The sequence below is a fragment of the Streptomyces sp. CA-146814 genome (assembly GCF_050942385.1).
Classification (GTDB): Bacteria; Actinomycetota; Actinomycetes; order Streptomycetales; family Streptomycetaceae; genus Streptomyces.
Map to the genome: position 1 here is coordinate 6,282,430 of NZ_CP192068.1, position 16,007 is coordinate 6,298,436.

Genomic DNA, 16,007 nt, shown 5'->3' on the forward strand with positions numbered 1-16,007 from the left:
ACGGGCGTTCTGGGAGCGTTGCGGGGAGTTCGTTCAGGAGCGCAATCTGCTTGCACTTCTTGCGCTAATCTTGCGCTCATGACGCGACGACTTGCTCAAGTGGCCCAGAAGGTGGGAGTCAGCGAGGCGACGGTCAGCCGGGTGCTGAACGGCAAGCCGGGCGTCTCCGACGCCACCCGGCAGGCCGTCCTCTCCGCGCTGGACGTCCTCGGCTACGAGCGGCCCACCCAGCTGCGAGGAGAGCGGGCCCGGCTGGTCGGGCTCGTCCTGCCCGAGCTGCAGAACCCGATCTTCCCGGCCTTCGCCGAAGTGGTCGGCGGCGCGCTCGCGCAACAAGGGCTGACCCCGGTGCTCTGCACGCAGACCAAGGGGGGCGTCTCGGAGGCCGACTACGTGGAGCTGCTGCTCCAGCAGCAGGTCTCCGGAGTGGTCTTCGCGGGCGGCCTGTACCACCAGGAGGACGCCCCGCACGACCACTACAAGGTGCTCGCCGACCGCAAGATCCCGGTCGTCCTGATCAACGCGGCCATCGACCGGCTCGGCTTTCCGGGCGTCTCCTGCGACGACTCGGTCGCCGTCGAGCAGGCCTGGCGCCACCTCGTCTCGCTCGGCCACGAGCGCATCGGCCTCGTCCTCGGCCCCTCCGACCACGTGCCCTCGCAGCGCAAGCTCGCCGCCGCCCGCGTGCTCGCGGAGGAGACCGGCACGAGCATCCCCGACGAGTGGGTGGCGCGGGCGATGTTCTCGCTGGAGGGCGGGCAGGCTGCCGCCATGCGGCTGCTGGAGCGCGGCGTCACCGGCATCATCTGCGCCAGCGACCCGCTCGCTCTGGGCGCGGTCCGGGCCGCCCGCCGCCGTGGACTCTCGGTCCCCGACGACGTATCGGTCGTGGGCTACGACGACTCGGCGTTCATGAACTGCACCGAGCCGCCGCTGACCACCGTCCGCCAGCCCATCGAGGCCATGGGACGCGCGGCCGTGGAGCTGCTCTCGGTGCAGATCGGCGGCCGGACCGTGCCCTCCGACGAGCTGCTCTTCGAGCCCGAGCTGGTGGTGCGCGGATCCACGGCTCAGCCGCCGCGCGAGAATTCCCTCTGATCCGTAGCTAATTTGCAGTGGTCCGTACCTAAGGGGTGGGCCGGGGTCCGGTGTACTGCCCGCTCGGCCGGATCCGCAGCGGGCGCTCCCCGTACTCCTCCAGCGCGTGCGCGATCCAGCCCGCCGTGCGCGAGATGGCGAACACCGTCTCGCCCGCCTCCGCCGCCATCCCGCAGCCCACGGAGAGGACGGCGAGCGCCAGGTCGATGTTGGCGTGCAGCGGCGCGTGGCGAGCCGTCGTGGCGACCACCTCCCGGGCCGCCGCCAGCGCTGCGGCCGCCTGTGGCACGTCCTCCAGCAGCGCGAACAGGGTCCGGGCCCGGGGGTCCTCGCCCCGGTAGAGCCGGTGGCCCAGCCCCGGCACCCGGCGCCCGGTCCGCAGGTGGTCGGCGACGACCGGGACCGCGCTGCCCCGGTCCACGGCCTCCTGGAGCATGCGGTGGGCCAGTCCGCTGGCGGCGCCGTGCAGCGGGCCCTCCAGGACCCCGAGGCCGGCGGAGACCACGGCGTACGGGTGGGCGTGCGCCGAGGCGGCGACCCGGGCGGCCAGGGTGGAGGCCGCGAGGTCATGGTCGATCAGGAGGGCCAGCGCGGTGTCCAGGACGGCGAGGGCCGGGGCGTCGGCCGGTTGCGCGGTCAGCCGTGGCCAGAGCTGCCGGGCCAAGGAGCCGTCCTCGGCCTCCGGCGCGCCGAGCAGCGGCAACGCGCCCACCAGCGTCGGGATCAGACTCCGCGCGCTGCTCAGCACCGCCCCGGGCGCCAGGTCGAACCGCAGCGGATCCGTCACCGCCGCAGCCGTCACCGCCACCCGCAGCCGGTCCGTCGAACCGCTGTGCACGGGCAGCGCGCCGACCGCCCGGCGGGCCGCCGCCAGCGTCTCGGAAGGCGCCTCGAACCGCGCGCCCGGCCGCATCTCACCGGTCCACACCCACTCCGCGACCTCCTCGTAGCCGTGGCGCCGGGCCAGCTCCGTGGCGTCGACCCCACGGAAGAAGTACCGGTCCTCCTCGATGAGCGTGATGCCGGTACGGAACACGAGGTCGCCGCCGGCCGGTGACGGATCGCGCCGCCCAGAGCGCCGGGCCAGCGCCCGCACCTCCTCGGCGTCGAACGTGCTGCCCCGGCCCCCGGCCGCCCGCACACTGCTGAGCTGGCCCCGGCTGACGTACGCGTACACCGTCTCGGCCTTCACCCCGAGCAGCTCGGCCGCCTCGCGGGTGGTCAGCCGTGGCGCGTCCTGGGGGACGGAGCCGGGCTCTGATTGATCCGTCATGGAGATCACCGTATCCACTCCGCCTGCACATTGATCCAATCAATATTGACGGATCTACAGTCAAGGATGAACAGTTGAATCAATGTTGCATGCACGGAGGAGAGACCGGCCATGACCACCACCCCTGTCGCCCCCGCCGTCCCGCGCGGCCTCGCCGGAGTCGTCGTCACCGACACCGCACTCGGCGATGTCCGCGGCCGCGAGGGCTTCTACCACTACCGCCAGTACGCGGCGATCGACCTCGCGCAGACCCGGAGCTTCGAGGACGTCTGGTACCTGATGTTCCACGGCGAACTGCCCGGCCGGGCGGCGGCCGCCGACTTCACCGCCCGTACGGCGAGGCTGCGCACGCTCCCCGCCGACGTGACCGAGGCCCTGCCCGCCATCGCCCGCGCGGGCGCCGTCTCCGGACCGCTCGCCGGACTCCGTACGGCCCTGTCGCTGCTCGGCGCCTCCGCCGGATTCCGCCCGGTCTACGATCTCGACGCCGACAGCCGCCGCAGCGACGCGCTGGCCGCCTGCGCCGCCGTACCCACGATCCTTACCGCGCTCCAGCGCCTCGGCGAGGGCCTCGAACCCGTCGAGCCCCGCGCGGACCTGCCGTACGCGGCCAACTACCTCTATATGCTCACCGGCACCGAGCCGGAGCCCGACCGGGTCCGGGCCGTCGAGCAGTACCTCATCTCCACCATCGACCACGGCTTCAACGCCTCCACCTTCACCGGCCGCGTCGTCGCCTCCACCGGTGCCGACCTGGCCGCCTGTCTGGTCGCCGCCGTCGGCGCGCTCTCCGGACCGCTGCACGGCGGAGCGCCCAGCCGCGCGCTCGACACCCTGGACGCCATCGGCACCCCGGACCGCATCGACGGCTGGATCCGTGAGCAGGTCCTCTCCGGCCGCCGCATCATGGGCTTCGGCCACCCCGTCTACCGCACCGAGGACCCGCGCTCCCGGATGCTCAAGTCCATCGCGCAGGGCTTCGGCGGGCCGCTCGTGGACTTCGCCGTGGAGGTCGAACGGCAGGTGGAGGCGATCCTCGCCGAGCTCAAGCCGGGGCGGGAGCTGCACACCAACGTGGAGTTCTACGCCGGGGTCGTCATGGAGCTCTGCGGGCTGCCGCGTGCGATGTTCACGCCCACCTTCGCCGCGGCGCGGGTGATCGGGTGGAGCGCCAATATCCTGGAGCAGGCGGAGGACTCGAAGATCATCCGCCCGGCGGCCCGCTACATCGGCACACCTGCGCCGCAGCCGGTCCCCGCGCCCTGACCGCCCCACCGAGGAAGGCCCCCGTTGACCCCGCCCCGCACCCAGCAGATCCCGGTCGTCGTCCTGGCGGGCTTTCTCGGCTCCGGCAAGACCACGCTCCTGAACCACCTCCTCCGCAACCGCGCGGGCACCCGGATCGGCGTGATCGTCAACGATTTCGGGTCCATCGAGATCGACGCCATGACGGTCGCGGGGCAGGTCGGCTCGACGGTCTCCCTGGGCAACGGCTGCCTGTGCTGCGCGGTCGACGCGAGCGAACTCGACACCTTCCTGGAGACGCTCACCCGCCCCTCCGCCAGCCTGGACGTGATCGTCATCGAGGCGAGCGGCCTCGCCGAACCCCAGGAGCTCGTACGGATGCTGCTGGCCAGCGAGAACCCGCACATCCTGTACGGGGGACTGGTCGAGGTCGTCGACGCCGCCGAGTTCGACGGGGTCCGGGAGCGCCACCCGGAGATCGACCGCCATCTCGCCGTCGCGGACCTCGTCGTCCTGAACAAGACCGACCGGGTGGGGGAGGCCGCGCAGGAGCGGCTGCGCGCGGCGGTCGCGGAGCTGAGCGCGCCCGCCGCCGTGATCTCCGCTGTGCACGGGCGGATCGACCCGGAGCTGCTCTTCGATCCGGCGCTGCGGCCGGACGGCGAGGAGAGGATCCGCCAGCTCACCTTCGAGGACCTGCTGCGGGAGGAGGCCGGTGACGGGCACGCCGACCACCTCCACGCGGCCTACGAGAGCGTCGAGTTCACCTCGGACGTCCCCATGGACCCGCGCCGCTTCATCGCGTTCCTCGACTCCCGGCCCGAAGGCCTCTACCGGATCAAGGGGTTCGCGGACTTCGGCGTGGGCGACCGGGACAACCGGTACGCGCTGCACGCGGTCGGCCGGTTCCTGCGCTTCGTACCGCAGCCGTGGGCGCGGGACGAACAGCGGCTCACCCAGCTCGTCATGATCGGCGCCGGCATCGACGCCGAGGCGCTGCGGACCGGCCTCGCCGCCTGCCGCGCGGAGCCGGTGCAGAGCCCGGAGCCGGTGCAGAGCGCGGACCCGGCGCGGGCCTCCGACGACGGCCCCGGAACCCCGGACGCCGAACGCGCCATGTGGGGCGTGCTCCGGTACGTACGACAGGAGCCGGAACCCGAGGACGTACGAGAAGAAGCGGGCGCGGAGGCGTGACACCTCCGGGCCGCTTCCCACCGTACGAAGAGGCCTAGAGCGGCCGCGGAGGCGTGACACCTCCGGGCCGCTTCCCACCGTACGAAGAGGCCTACAGCGGCGGTCCCGCGATCACCGCCACCTTCTCCAGCAGCGGTGTGCCCGAACCGTCCCGCCTCGGGTCCGGCTCCGGCAGCTTCGCCGGGGTGCCGTTCTGCTGCGCGGCTCGGGCCGGGGTGGGACCCGCCCAGGCGAAGACCAGCACGTCCTCACCCTTCAGGAACCGCTGGCAGCGCACTCCGCCGGTCGCCCGGCCCTTGCGCGGATACTGGTCGAACGGCGTGAGCTTCGACGTCAGCACCGAGTCGTCCAGCGTCCCGTGCGAACCGGCCACCGTGAACACGATCGCGTCCGCCGCCGGGTCCACCGCCGTGAACGACAGCACCTCGGCCCCGGCCGCCAGCTTGACGCCCGCCATGCCTCCGGCGGCCCGCCCCTGCGGCCGCACCGAGGCCGCCGGATAGCGCAGCAACTGCGCGTCGGAGGTGACGAAGACCAGATCCTCCTCGCCCGTACGCAGCTCGGTCGCGCCCACGACGCGGTCACCGTCCTTCAGAGCGATGACCTCCAACTCGTCCTTGTTGGCCGGATAGTCGGGCACGACGCGCTTCACCACACCCTGGAGCGTCCCGATCGCCAGCCCCGGCGACGCCTCGTCGAGCGTGGTCAGGCAGATCAGCTCCTCGTCCGCCTCCAGCGTGAGGAACTCCGAAATCATCGCCCCGCCCGACAGGTTGGGCTCGGCGTGGGTGTCCGGCAGCTGCGGCAGGTCGATCACCGAGAGCCGCAGCAGCCGCCCGGTGGAGGTCACCGCCCCCACATCGCCGCGCGCCGTCGCCGCGACCGCCGAGACGATCACGTCGTGCTTGGCGCGCCGGGCGTCCTCGGAGATCTCCACCGGCTCCGCGTTGGCCGTACGGGCCAGCAGACCCGTCGACGACAGCAGCACCCGGCACGGGTCGTCCGCGACCTCCAGCGGTACGGAGGCGATCTGCGCACCCGCCGACTCCAGCAGCACCGTGCGCCGGTCCGTGCCGAACTTCTTCGCCACCGCCGCCAGCTCCGTGGAGACCAGCTTCCGCAGCTCCGCGTCCGACTCCAGGATCGCCGTCAGCGCCTCGATCTCGCCGTTGAGCTTGTCGCGCTCGCTCTCCAGCTCGATCCGGTCGAAGCGGGTGAGCCGGCGCAGCGGGGTGTCCAGGATGTACTGCGTCTGGATCTCGCTCAGCGAGAAGCGCTCCATCAGGCGCTCCTTCGCCTGCGCCGAGTTGTCGCTGTCCCGGATGATCCGGATGACCTCGTCGATGTCGAGCAGGGCGACGATCAGGCCTTCGACCAGGTGCAGCCGGTCACGGCGCTTGGTGCGGCGGAACTCGCTGCGCCGGCGCACGACCTCGAAGCGGTGGTCGAGATAGACCTCCAGCAGCTCCTTGAGGCCGAGCGTCAGCGGCTGGCCGTCGACCAGCGCCACGTTGTTGATGCCGAAGGACTCCTCCATCGGCGTCAGCTTGTAGAGCTGCTCCAGCACCGCTTCCGGCACGAAGCCGTTCTTCACCTCGATGACCAGACGCAGGCCGTGCGCGCGGTCGGTGAGGTCCTTGACGTCCGCGATGCCCTGGAGCTTCTTCGCCGAGACCAGGTCCTTGATCTTGGCGATCACCTTCTCCGGGCCGACGGTGAAGGGCAGTTCGGTGACGACGAGACCCTTGCGGCGGGCCGTCACGTTCTCCACGGCGACGGTGGCGCGGATCTTGAACGTGCCGCGGCCGTTGGTGTACGCGTCCTTGATGCCGCCGAGGCCGACGATACGGCCGCCGGTCGGCAGGTCGGGGCCGGGGACGAAACGCATCAGCGTCTCGATGTCGGCGCCCGGGTGCTTGATCAGGTGGCGGGCGGCGGCGATGACCTCGCCCAGGTTGTGCGGAGGCATGTTGGTCGCCATGCCGACCGCGATGCCCGATACGCCGTTCACCAGGAGGTTGGGGTAGGCGGCCGGGAGGACGACCGGCTCGCGCTCCTGGCCGTCGTAGTTCGACTGGAAGTCGACCGTGTCCTCGTCGATCGCCTCCGTCATCAGCGAAGTGGCGTCGGCCATCCGGCACTCGGTGTACCGCATGGCGGCCGGCGGGTCGTCGTTGCCGAGCGAGCCGAAGTTGCCGTGGCCGTCGACGAGCGGCAGCCGCATCGAGAAGGGCTGCGCCATCCGCACCAGGGCGTCGTAGATCGACGCGTCACCGTGAGGGTGCAGCTTGCCCATGACCTCGCCGACGACGCGCGCGCACTTCACATAGCCGCGGTCGGGGCGCAGTCCCATCTCGTTCATCTGGGACACGATGCGCCGGTGCACCGGCTTCATGCCGTCGCGGGCGTCGGGCAGGGCCCTGGAGTAGATCACCGAGTACGCGTACTCGAGGAAGGAGCCCTGCATTTCGTCGACGACGTCGATGTCGAGGATCTTCTCCTCGAAGTCGTCCGGCGGCGGGGTCTTCGTGCTACGGCGGGCCATCGCGGCTGCGACTCCTTCTCGGATTCACGGATTCTGATCGGACAACCTGGGGTACTGATGCGGACCATTGTGGACCTCCGCACTGACAACGCGGACCTCGACCCGTCCGAAGCCGTCCCGGGCGGCACGGCCGGGGACACCATCGACGGAAACTTCCGCGGAACGGGAACTTCGCCAGGTGCCGGTGCGCTTGCTTAGAGTGGCAGGTCTGGCAGGAAGTACCGGTCAGGAAGTCCAGTATCGCGATCGAAGGGACGTACATGCCCATGGGTCACACGGCCACCGCACAGGCCGGCTCCGGCGGCCTGACAGCGACCGAGCACCGCCTGGCCAACGGCCTGCGTGTGGTGCTCTCCGAGGACCATCTGACCCCGGTCGCCGCGGTCTGCCTCTGGTACGACGTCGGTTCGCGCCACGAGGTCAAGGGACGCACCGGTCTGGCTCACCTCTTCGAGCACCTGATGTTCCAGGGCTCGGGACAGGTCAAGGGGAACGGCCACTTCGAGCTCGTCCAGGGGGCCGGCGGCTCGCTCAACGGGACGACCAGCTTCGAGCGGACCAACTACTTCGAGACCATGCCCACCCACCAGGTGGAGCTGGCCCTCTGGCTGGAGGCCGACCGCATGGGCTCCCTCCTCGCCGCGCTCGACGAGGAGTCCATGGAGAACCAGCGCGACGTCGTCAAGAACGAACGCCGCCAGCGCTACGACAACGTGCCCTACGGCACCGCGTTCGAGAAGCTCACCGCCCTCTCCTACCCCGAGGGCCACCCCTACCACCACACCCCGATCGGCTCCATGGCCGACCTGGACGCGGCAACCCTGGAGGACGCCCGCGCGTTCTTCCGTACGTACTACGCGCCCAACAACGCGGTGCTGTCGATCGTCGGCGACATCGACCCGGAGCAGACCCTCGCCTGGGTCGAGAAGTACTTCGGCTCCATCCCGTCCCACGACGGCAAGCAGCCGCCGCGCGACGGGACCCTGCCCGAGATCATCGGCGAGCAGCTGCGCGAAGTGGTCCACGAGGAGGTCCCGGCGCGTGCGCTGATGGCCGCCTACCGCCTCCCGCACGACGGCACCCGCGCCTGTGACGCGGCCGACCTGGCGCTCACCGTGCTCGGCGGCGGCGAGTCCTCGCGGCTGCACAACCGCCTGGTCCGCCGCGACCGTACGGCGGTGGCGGCGGGCTTCGGCCTGCTGCGGCTCGCCGGCGCGCCCTCGCTGGGCTGGCTGGACGTGAAGACCTCCGGCGGGGTCGAGGTGGAGACCATCGAGACCGCCGTCGACGAGGAGCTGGCCCGGTTCGCCGAGGAGGGCCCGACGCCGGAGGAAATGGAGCGCGCGCAGGCCCAGTTGGAGCGCGAGTGGCTGGACCGGCTGGGGACGGTCGCGGGCCGCGCCGACGAACTGTGCCGTTACGCGGTCCTGTTCGGCGACCCGCAGCTCGCCCTGACCGCCGTGGGACGCGTCCTGGACATCACCGCCGACGAGGTGCGCGAGGCTGCAGCGGCGGCCCTGCGCCCCGACAACCGGGCGGTGCTGGTCTACGAGCCCGTCGAGCCGGCCGAGGACGCCGAAGAGGCCACCGACGCGCCCGAGGGGGCGGACAAGTGAGCGACGCCGCCGTGACTGGAGTAGCCATGGAGTACCACCCGCAGCCGACCCCGGGCACCGCCCGGCCGTGGGCCTTCCCCGCCCCCGAGCGCGGCGCCCTGCCTAACGGGCTGACCGTGCTGCGCTGCCACCGCCCCGGCCAGCAGGTCGTGGCCGTGGAGATCTTCCTGGACGCGCCGCTGGACGCCGAGCCCGAGGGCCTGGACGGCGTGGCCACGATCATGTCGCGCGCGCTCTCCGAAGGCACCGACAAGCACAGCGCCGAGGAGTTCGCCGCCGAGCTGGAGCGGTGCGGCGCCACCCTGGACGCGCACGCCGACCACCCCGGCGTCCGGGTCTCCCTGGAGGTCCCGGCCTCCCGGCTGGCCAAGGCGCTCGGCCTGGTCGCCGAGGCCCTGCGCGCCCCGGCCTTCGCCGAGAGCGAGATCGAGCGGCTCGTCGGCAACCGCCTCGACGAGATCCCGCACGAGAAGGCCAACCCGTCCCGGCGCGCCGCCAAGCAGCTCTCCAAGGAGCTGTTCCCGGCCACCGCCCGGATGTCCCGCCCGCGCCTGGGCACCGAGGAGACCGTGCGGCGGATCGACGCCGCCGCCGTGCGCGCCTTCTTCGACGCCCACATCCGCCCGGCCACCGCGACGGCCGTCATCGTCGGCGACCTCACCGGCATCGACCTGGACGCGCTGCTCACCGACACCCTCGGCGACTGGTCGGGCAACACGGCCCAGGCCCGCCCGGTCGCGCCGATCACCGCCGACGACACCGGCCGCGTGGTCATCGTGGACCGTCCCGGCGCGGTCCAGACCCAGCTGCTGATCGGCCGCATCGGCGCCGACCGCCACGAGCGCGTCTGGCCGGCCCAGGTGCTCGGCACGTACTGCCTGGGCGGCACGCTCACCTCCCGGCTGGACCGGGTGCTGCGCGAGGAGAAGGGCTACACCTACGGCGTACGCGCCTTCGCCCAGGTCCTGCGCTCGACCGGGCCCGACTCGGGCGGCGCGGCGATGCTCGCCATCAGCGGTTCGGTGGACACCGAGTCCACCGGCCCGGCGCTGGAGGACCTCTGGAAGGTCCTGCGGACGCTGGCCGCCGAAGGGCTGACCGACGCCGAGCGCGAGACGGCCGTGCAGAACCTGGTGGGCGTCGCCCCGCTGAAGTTCGAGACGGCCGCCTCGGTCGCGAGCACGCTGGCCGACCAGGTCGAGCAGCACCTGCCCGACGACTACCAGGCCCAGCTGTACGCCCGCCTCGCCGAGACGGGCACCGTGGAGGCGACCGCTGCCGTGGTCAGCGCCTTCCCGGTGGACCGGCTGGTCACGGTCCTCGTGGGCGACGCGGCACAGATCGCGGAGCCGGTGAAGGCGCTCGGCATCGGAGAGGTGACCGTCGTCAGCGGCTGACACACCGTCGGCACACACCAGGACGGAGAGAACCCCAGCGAGGAGTAATTCGCCGGGGTTCTCCCTTTTGTCCGCTTGGCGCCTTTCTTCACGTCTTGCTGATGTAACTCCCCCTACGTCCTGTGGGATGCGCGACAAATCCCCCTGTCCGTTTGGTGACGGACAGCCGCCTTGTCTAGCGTCGGCCCGGCTGTCCGTCACCCGTATGCCGCATCCGCAGCGCCGGGCAGCCATCGCCGAGTCCCCGTCAGGCGCGAGCCTGGGGAGCCGGGGACCCACACGCAGTCCCTGGGGTGAATCGGAACCCCGTGCCGCGAACCGGCGCGGAGCTCCGTAGGAGACCTTCCTGCTCCGAACCCGTCAGCTAACCCGGTAGGCGAGAAGGAAGGAAAGGATCAAGCACCTCCATGGCGTTCACCCGTGCCACCGGGAAGCACCGTGCCCCGAGCCGCCTGAAGCGCCGCGGCGCTCATGTCGCCGGCGTCGCGGCCCTGACCACGACCGGTGTCCTCGGCACCCTGGCCTCTCCGGCCGCCGCGGCCGACTCCGAGACCCCCAAGGTCGCCGAGACCGGACTCACCCAGGCCATCGCCCTCGACGCCACGATCGCCGAGCAGATCGAGGCCCAGGCCCAGGCCCAGCACCGGCAGGCCGAAGTCGTCGCGAAGGCGAAGGCCGAGGCGGCCGCCGAAGCCAAGGCCAAGGCCGCGAAGGCCAAGGCGAAGGCGGAGGCCCAGCGCAAGGCCGAGGCCCGCGCCGAGGAGATCCGCGAGGAGGAGGCCCGCGCGGCCCGCGCCGCCGAGCGCGCCCGCCTCAACGCCTTCCACCTCCCGGTCGCCGGCTCGTCCGTCACCACCGGCTACAAGTCCGGCGGTGCGCTCTGGTCCTCCGGCAGCCACTCCGGCGTGGACTTCCGCGCCGCCTCCGGCAGCTCCGTCGTCGCGGTCGGCGCCGGTACGGTCGTCGAGGCGGGCTGGGGCGGCGCGTACGGCAACAACATCGTGCTCCGGATGACGGACGGCACGTACACCCAGTACGGCCACCTCTCCTCGATCGGCGTCTCCGTCGGCCAGTCGGTCACCTCCGGCCAGCAGATCGGCCTCTCCGGCTCCACCGGCAACTCCACCGGCCCGCACCTCCACTTCGAGGCCCGCACCACTGCCGAGTACGGCTCCGACATGGACCCGGTCGGCTACCTGCGCTCGCACGGCGTCAACGTCTGACCCGACCGCGCACCACCGCTCCTCCCGAAGGCCCCGGCTTCCCGCCGGGGCCTTCGGCCGTGCGCCGGGAATGCCCGGACCGATCCCCTCCGCTCCCGACCTTTGGCCAGAAGATATCCATCAATTCAGGCCTGCCATCGGAAATTGCGGAAGATTGCCTTAGAGTCACGGAACAGGCGTCGGCCGGCCGCGTTTCGCGGGGATGAAGGCGGAGGTTCGGACATGCGCATTCCCGCGCATTCGGTATGCACGGCAATCCGTGACGACATCATCTCCGGTGTCTACGAGCGCGGCAGCCGCCTCACCGAGGAGCTGCTGGCCCGGCGGTACGGGGTCTCCCGCGTCCCGGTCCGCGAGGCACTGCGCACCCTGGAGTCCGAAGGCTTCGTCACCACCCGCAGGCACGCCGGGGCCTGTGTCGCCGAGCCCACCGAGCAGGAGGCCGCCGACCTGCTGGAGGTGCGGATGCTCCTGGAGCCGCTCGGCGCCGCCCGCGCCGCCCAGCGCCGCACGGAGGCCCACCTCAAGGTGCTCCGCGGGCTGGTCAGACTGGGCCAGGAGCGGGCCCGCCGCGGCGAGGGCGAGGATCTGCGGTCGCTGGGCGGCTGGTTCCACGAGACCCTGGCGCAGGCCTCCGGCAGCCCCGGCCTGATCGCCCTGCTCACCCAGCTCCGGCACAAGATCGCCTGGATGTACGCCGTCGAGCAGCCGGCCCGCCCGGTCGACTCCTGGGCCGAGCACGGAGCCATCGTGGACGCGGTGGCGCGCGGCGACGCGGAACGGGCCAGGGCGCTCACCGCCCTGCACGCGGAGCGGGCCGCCGGGGCGCACCGGCTGCGCCGACCGGACCGACCCGGCCGTCGGGCGGCGCCACCGCCTCGCGTGAGTTCTTCGCAACACGGCGTAAACATCGCGGGTGCCCGTCATTAACAAGCGCGCCGTATACAAAGAGAAGTAATTCCCGAGGGTTTTATTTCGCGCTGCCCGAAATTATTCTCCATCGCCTCGGGACAGCGAAAAAGCCGCGGCTTCTCCCGGAGGGAGAAACCACGGCTCAGGTCCGTTACCGTCGTACGGTCCCGGAATGGGTCAGACGGTCTCGGGAAGCTCTTCGAGCCCCTCGGCGACCAGCTTCGCCAGACGGTCCAGGGCGGCCTCGGCGTCGTCCGCGTCGGACGCGAGCACGATCTCCTCGCCACCCTGCGCACCCAGACCCAGCACCGCGAGCATCGAGGCGGCGTTGACCGGGTTGCCGTCGGCCTTGGCGATCGTCACCGGGACGCCGGAAGCCGTGGCGGCACGGACGAAGATGGAAGCGGGGCGGGCGTGCAGGCCCTCGGCCCAACCGACGTTTACGCGGCGCTCAGCCATGGTTCTGCCCTTCACATATCAACGGTTGTCTAGACCAGTCTCTCATGCGGTACGTACTGCTGTGCCCGGCCTCCCCTCCCACCCGCAGGCCCCGGCCGTCCTCAGACTGCCCCGGTACCGATCCCTCCGCGACCGGGAGACCGGCCGTAGGCTTTGCCCATGGAGCCCACGCCGGAACAGAGTCCGCATCACGCGTACCCCGACCACTGGGAAGCGGACGTGGTGCTCCGCGACGGTGGCACCGCGCGCATCAGGCCGATCACCACGGACGACGCCGAACGGCTGGTCAGCTTCTACGAGCAGGTGTCCGACGAGTCGAAGTACTACCGGTTCTTCGCCCCGTACCCGCGCCTTTCCGACCGGGACGTGCACCGCTTCACCCATCACGACTACGTCGACCGGGTGGGGCTGGCCGTCACGATCGGCGGCGAGTTCATCGGAACCGTCCGCTACGACCGCATCAACGACCAGGGCCGGCCCGCCTCCGCGCCCGCCGACGAGGCCGAGGTCGCCTTCCTCGTCCAGGACGCCCACCAGGGCCGCGGAGTCGCCTCGGCGCTGCTCGAACACATCGCCGCCGTCGCCCGCGAGCGAGGGATCCGGCGCTTCGCCGCCGAGGTGCTGCCCGCCAACAACAAGATGATCAAGGTGTTCCGGGACGCCGGCTACACCCAGCAGCGCAGCTTCGAGGACGGCTCCGTCCACCTCACCCTCGACCTCGAACCCACCGAGAAGTCCCTCGCCGTCCAGCGCGGCCGCGAACAGCGCGCCGAGGCCCGCTCGGTCCAGCGCCTCCTCGCGCCCGGCTCCGTCGCGGTCATCGGCACCGGCCGCACACCCGGGGGAGTGGGCCGCACGGTCCTCCGCAACCTCCTCGCCGCCGGCTTCACCGGCCGTACGTACGCCGTGAACCGCGCCTTCGACGAGGGCCTCACCACGCTCGACGGCGTCCCCGCGCACCGCTCGCTCGGCGAGATCGACGAGCAGGTCGACCTCGCCGTCATCGCCGTCCCCGCCCACCGCGTCCCCGAGGCCGTCGCCGACTGCGGCGAGCACGGCGTCCAAGGGCTCGTCGTCCTCTCCGCCGGCTACGCCGAGCAGGGCTCCGCCGGCCGTGAGCTCCAGCGCGAACTGGTCCGCCAGGCCCGCTCGTACGGCATGCGGATCATCGGCCCCAACGCCTTCGGCATCATCAACACCGCCGAGTCCGTCCGGCTGAACGCCTCCCTCGCCCCCGAGTCGCCCGCCCGTGGCCGGATCGGCCTCTTCACCCAGTCCGGCGCCATCGGCATCGCCCTCCTCTCCGGCCTCCACCGGCGGGGCGCGGGCCTCTCCTCGTTCATCTCGGCCGGTAACCGGGCCGACGTCTCCGGCAACGACTTCCTCCAGTACTCCTTCGAGGACCAGGACACCGACGTCGCCCTCCTCTACCTCGAATCCCTCGGCAACCCGCGCAAGTTCACCCGCCTCGCCCGCCGCACCGCCGCCGTGAAGCCCGTCGTCGTGGTGAAGGGCGCCCGGCACAGCGGCACCAACCCGCCCGGCCACGCCGTCCCCGTCAGCCGCATCCCCGACGCCACCGTCTCCGCGCTGATGCGGCAGGCGGGCGTCATCCGGGTCGACACGGTGACCGAGATGGTGGACGCCGGACTGCTCCTGGCGGGCCAGCCGCTCCCGGCCGGGCCCCGGGTCGCGATCCTCGGCAACTCCGAGTCGCTCGGCCTCCTCACGTACGACGCCTGCCTCGCCGAAGGGCTCCGCCCGCGTCCGCCGGTCGACCTCACCACCGGTGCCTCGCCGCAGGACTTCCGGGACGCGCTGGCCGAGGCGCTGGCCGACGGGACCTGCGACGCCGTGATCGTCACCGCCATCCCGTGGGTGGGCGAGAACGGCGAGGCCGAGACCGGCGACGGCGAGGTGCTGGCCGCAGCGCTGCGCGGCGCGGCCGCCGGCGGACCGGCCAAGCCCGTCGCCGTCGTCCACGTGGAGATCGGCGGCCTCGCCGAGGCGCTGGCCGCCGCGAGCAGCACGGCCGCACCCCGCACCCGGCCCACCACACTCGCCGCCCAGCCCTCCGGCCCGCCCGCCGCGTCCGCTCCCACGGAGAACGCACCTCCAGAAGCCGCAGGAACCGCAGGAGCCGAAGCAGGCGAGCCCCCCGCCCCACCCGGCCGCATCCCCGCCTATCCCGCCGCCGAACGTGCCGTACGCGCGATGGCCGAAGCCGTGAAGTACGCGCAGTGGCGGCGCCAGGCGGCCACGCCCGGCAAGGTGCCCGAGTTCCTGGACGAGACCACCGACGAGCCCGGCGCCGCCGCCCTGATCGACTCCCTCCTCGGCGCCACCCCCGACCCGCGCGGCCGCCCCCTCACCCACGACGAGGCCCGCGAGCTGCTCGGCCGCTACGGCATCCCCGTACGCCCCACGCTCCCCGCCCCGGACCCCGATGCAGCGGTGGCGGCAGCCGCCCGCCTCGGCTACCCGGTGGCACTGAAGACCACCGCACCCCACCTGCGCCACCGCGCCGACCTCGGCGGCGTCCGGCTCGACCTCGCCGACGAGGACGCGCTGCGCCGCGCGTACGGAGAGTTCACCGAACTCCTCGGCAAGCCCGCCGAACTCCTCCCGGTCGTCCAGTCCATGGCCCCGCGCGGCGTGGACACCGTCGTACGGGCCTCCATCGACGCCGCCGCCGGGGCGATCCTCTCCTTCGGCCTCGCGGGCGCCCCCTCCGAGCTCCTCGGTGACACCGCGCACCGGCTGGTTCCGGCCACCGACCGCGACGCCGCCGAGCTGATCCGGTCCATCAAGGCGGCCCCGGTCCTCTTCGGCTGGCGCGGCTCGGCCCCCGTCGACACCCCGGCCCTGGAGGAGCTGCTGCTGAGGCTGTCCCGGCTGGTCGACGACCATCCCGAAGTGGTCTCCGTGGCACTGGAACCGGTGGTCGTGGCGCCTCACGGCCTCACCGTCCTCGGCGCCAGCGTCCGCCTCGCCCCGCCGCCCCCGCGCGGCGACCTCGGCCCGCGCCGCCTCCCGAACTACTGA

General features: G+C 72.1%; 11 protein-coding genes and 1 riboswitch. Of the genes, 8 read left to right on the plus strand and 3 right to left on the minus strand.

The genetic code is table 11. The annotated features are described in order from the left end of the window. Positions 1-78 precede the first annotated feature (78 nt). The gene (locus ACQP09_RS28160; protein WP_015611931.1) at positions 79-1,098 is read left to right on the plus strand and encodes a LacI family DNA-binding transcriptional regulator; all 1,020 of its coding nucleotides are present in this window, start codon (positions 79-81) and stop codon (positions 1,096-1,098) included. A gap of 28 nt (positions 1,099-1,126) precedes the next feature. Here ACQP09_RS28160 and ACQP09_RS28165 read toward each other — a convergent pair whose 3' ends face one another. Then, positions 1,127-2,371 (minus strand): citrate synthase, encoded by a 1,245-nt coding sequence (locus ACQP09_RS28165; protein WP_433404533.1) that lies wholly within the window; start codon positions 2,369-2,371, stop codon positions 1,127-1,129. Positions 2,372-2,482: 111 nt separating this feature from the next. Here ACQP09_RS28165 and ACQP09_RS28170 point away from each other — a divergent pair, with 111 nt between their 5' ends. Together ACQP09_RS28170 and ACQP09_RS28175 are read left to right on the plus strand one after the other, a co-directional pair. Continuing rightward, on the plus strand, positions 2,483-3,637 hold the full coding sequence (locus ACQP09_RS28170; protein WP_433404536.1) for a citrate/2-methylcitrate synthase: 1,155 nt from the start codon (positions 2,483-2,485) through the stop codon (positions 3,635-3,637). Between the two features lie 24 nt (positions 3,638-3,661). Next, entirely contained in the window at positions 3,662-4,810 is a 1,149-nt protein-coding gene (locus ACQP09_RS28175; RefSeq protein ID WP_433404539.1) for a CobW family GTP-binding protein, read from the plus strand. 91 nt (positions 4,811-4,901) lie between these two features. Here the strand turns inward: ACQP09_RS28175 and ACQP09_RS28180 are convergent, their stop codons facing one another. Further along, positions 4,902-7,355 (minus strand): DNA gyrase/topoisomerase IV subunit A, encoded by a 2,454-nt coding sequence (locus ACQP09_RS28180; protein WP_433404542.1) that lies wholly within the window; start codon positions 7,353-7,355, stop codon positions 4,902-4,904. A gap of 260 nt (positions 7,356-7,615) precedes the next feature. On the opposite strand from ACQP09_RS28180, the gene ACQP09_RS28185 reads away from it, so the two are divergent. From ACQP09_RS28185 to ACQP09_RS28200, 4 genes are all read left to right on the plus strand, one after another. After that, positions 7,616-8,971, plus strand: a complete 1,356-nt coding sequence (locus ACQP09_RS28185; protein ID WP_432152516.1) for a M16 family metallopeptidase — start codon at positions 7,616-7,618, stop codon at positions 8,969-8,971. A 26-nt stretch (positions 8,972-8,997) separates the two neighbouring features. Then, positions 8,998-10,368 carry a M16 family metallopeptidase gene (locus ACQP09_RS28190; protein ID WP_433404546.1) on the plus strand — a complete coding sequence of 457 codons (1,371 nt, stop codon included), beginning with the start codon at positions 8,998-9,000 and terminating at the stop codon, positions 10,366-10,368. A gap of 224 nt (positions 10,369-10,592) precedes the next feature. Then, positions 10,593-10,761: riboswitch (cyclic di-AMP (ydaO/yuaA leader) on the plus strand. Positions 10,762-10,775: 14 nt separating this feature from the next. Beyond that, positions 10,776-11,591: a M23 family metallopeptidase gene (locus ACQP09_RS28195; RefSeq protein ID WP_433404548.1), complete on the plus strand. Its 816-nt coding sequence runs from the start codon at positions 10,776-10,778 to the stop codon at positions 11,589-11,591. A gap of 222 nt (positions 11,592-11,813) precedes the next feature. Then, complete coding sequence (locus ACQP09_RS28200; protein ID WP_433404551.1) at positions 11,814-12,521, plus strand: GntR family transcriptional regulator; 708 nt, start codon at positions 11,814-11,816, stop codon at positions 12,519-12,521. A 159-nt stretch (positions 12,522-12,680) separates the two neighbouring features. On the opposite strand, the gene ACQP09_RS28205 is transcribed toward ACQP09_RS28200, so the two are convergent. Then, complete coding sequence (locus tag ACQP09_RS28205; protein ID WP_007449776.1) at positions 12,681-12,962, minus strand: HPr family phosphocarrier protein; 282 nt, start codon at positions 12,960-12,962, stop codon at positions 12,681-12,683. A gap of 159 nt (positions 12,963-13,121) precedes the next feature. On the opposite strand from ACQP09_RS28205, the gene ACQP09_RS28210 reads away from it, so the two are divergent. Then, complete coding sequence (locus tag ACQP09_RS28210) at positions 13,122-16,007, plus strand: GNAT family N-acetyltransferase (protein ID WP_433404554.1); 2,886 nt, start codon at positions 13,122-13,124, stop codon at positions 16,005-16,007.

Coding starts and splice junctions, on each gene's coding strand:
- ACQP09_RS28170 (WP_433404536.1), top strand. CDS start 2,483: ATGACCACCACCCCTGTCGCCCCCGCCGTCCCGCGCGGCCTCGCCGGA.
- ACQP09_RS28195 (WP_433404548.1), top strand. CDS start 10,776: ATGGCGTTCACCCGTGCCACCGGGAAGCACCGTGCCCCGAGCCGCCTG.
- ACQP09_RS28200 (WP_433404551.1), top strand. CDS start 11,814: ATGCGCATTCCCGCGCATTCGGTATGCACGGCAATCCGTGACGACATC.
- ACQP09_RS28180 (WP_433404542.1), bottom strand. CDS start 7,355: ATGGCCCGCCGTAGCACGAAGACCCCGCCGCCGGACGACTTCGAGGAG.
- ACQP09_RS28205 (WP_007449776.1), bottom strand. CDS start 12,962: ATGGCTGAGCGCCGCGTAAACGTCGGTTGGGCCGAGGGCCTGCACGCC.
- ACQP09_RS28190 (WP_433404546.1), top strand. CDS start 8,998: ATGGAGTACCACCCGCAGCCGACCCCGGGCACCGCCCGGCCGTGGGCC.
- ACQP09_RS28210 (WP_433404554.1), top strand. CDS start 13,122: ATGGAGCCCACGCCGGAACAGAGTCCGCATCACGCGTACCCCGACCAC.
- ACQP09_RS28160 (WP_015611931.1), top strand. CDS start 79: ATGACGCGACGACTTGCTCAAGTGGCCCAGAAGGTGGGAGTCAGCGAG.
- ACQP09_RS28185 (WP_432152516.1), top strand. CDS start 7,616: ATGCCCATGGGTCACACGGCCACCGCACAGGCCGGCTCCGGCGGCCTG.
- ACQP09_RS28165 (WP_433404533.1), bottom strand. CDS start 2,371: ATGACGGATCAATCAGAGCCCGGCTCCGTCCCCCAGGACGCGCCACGG.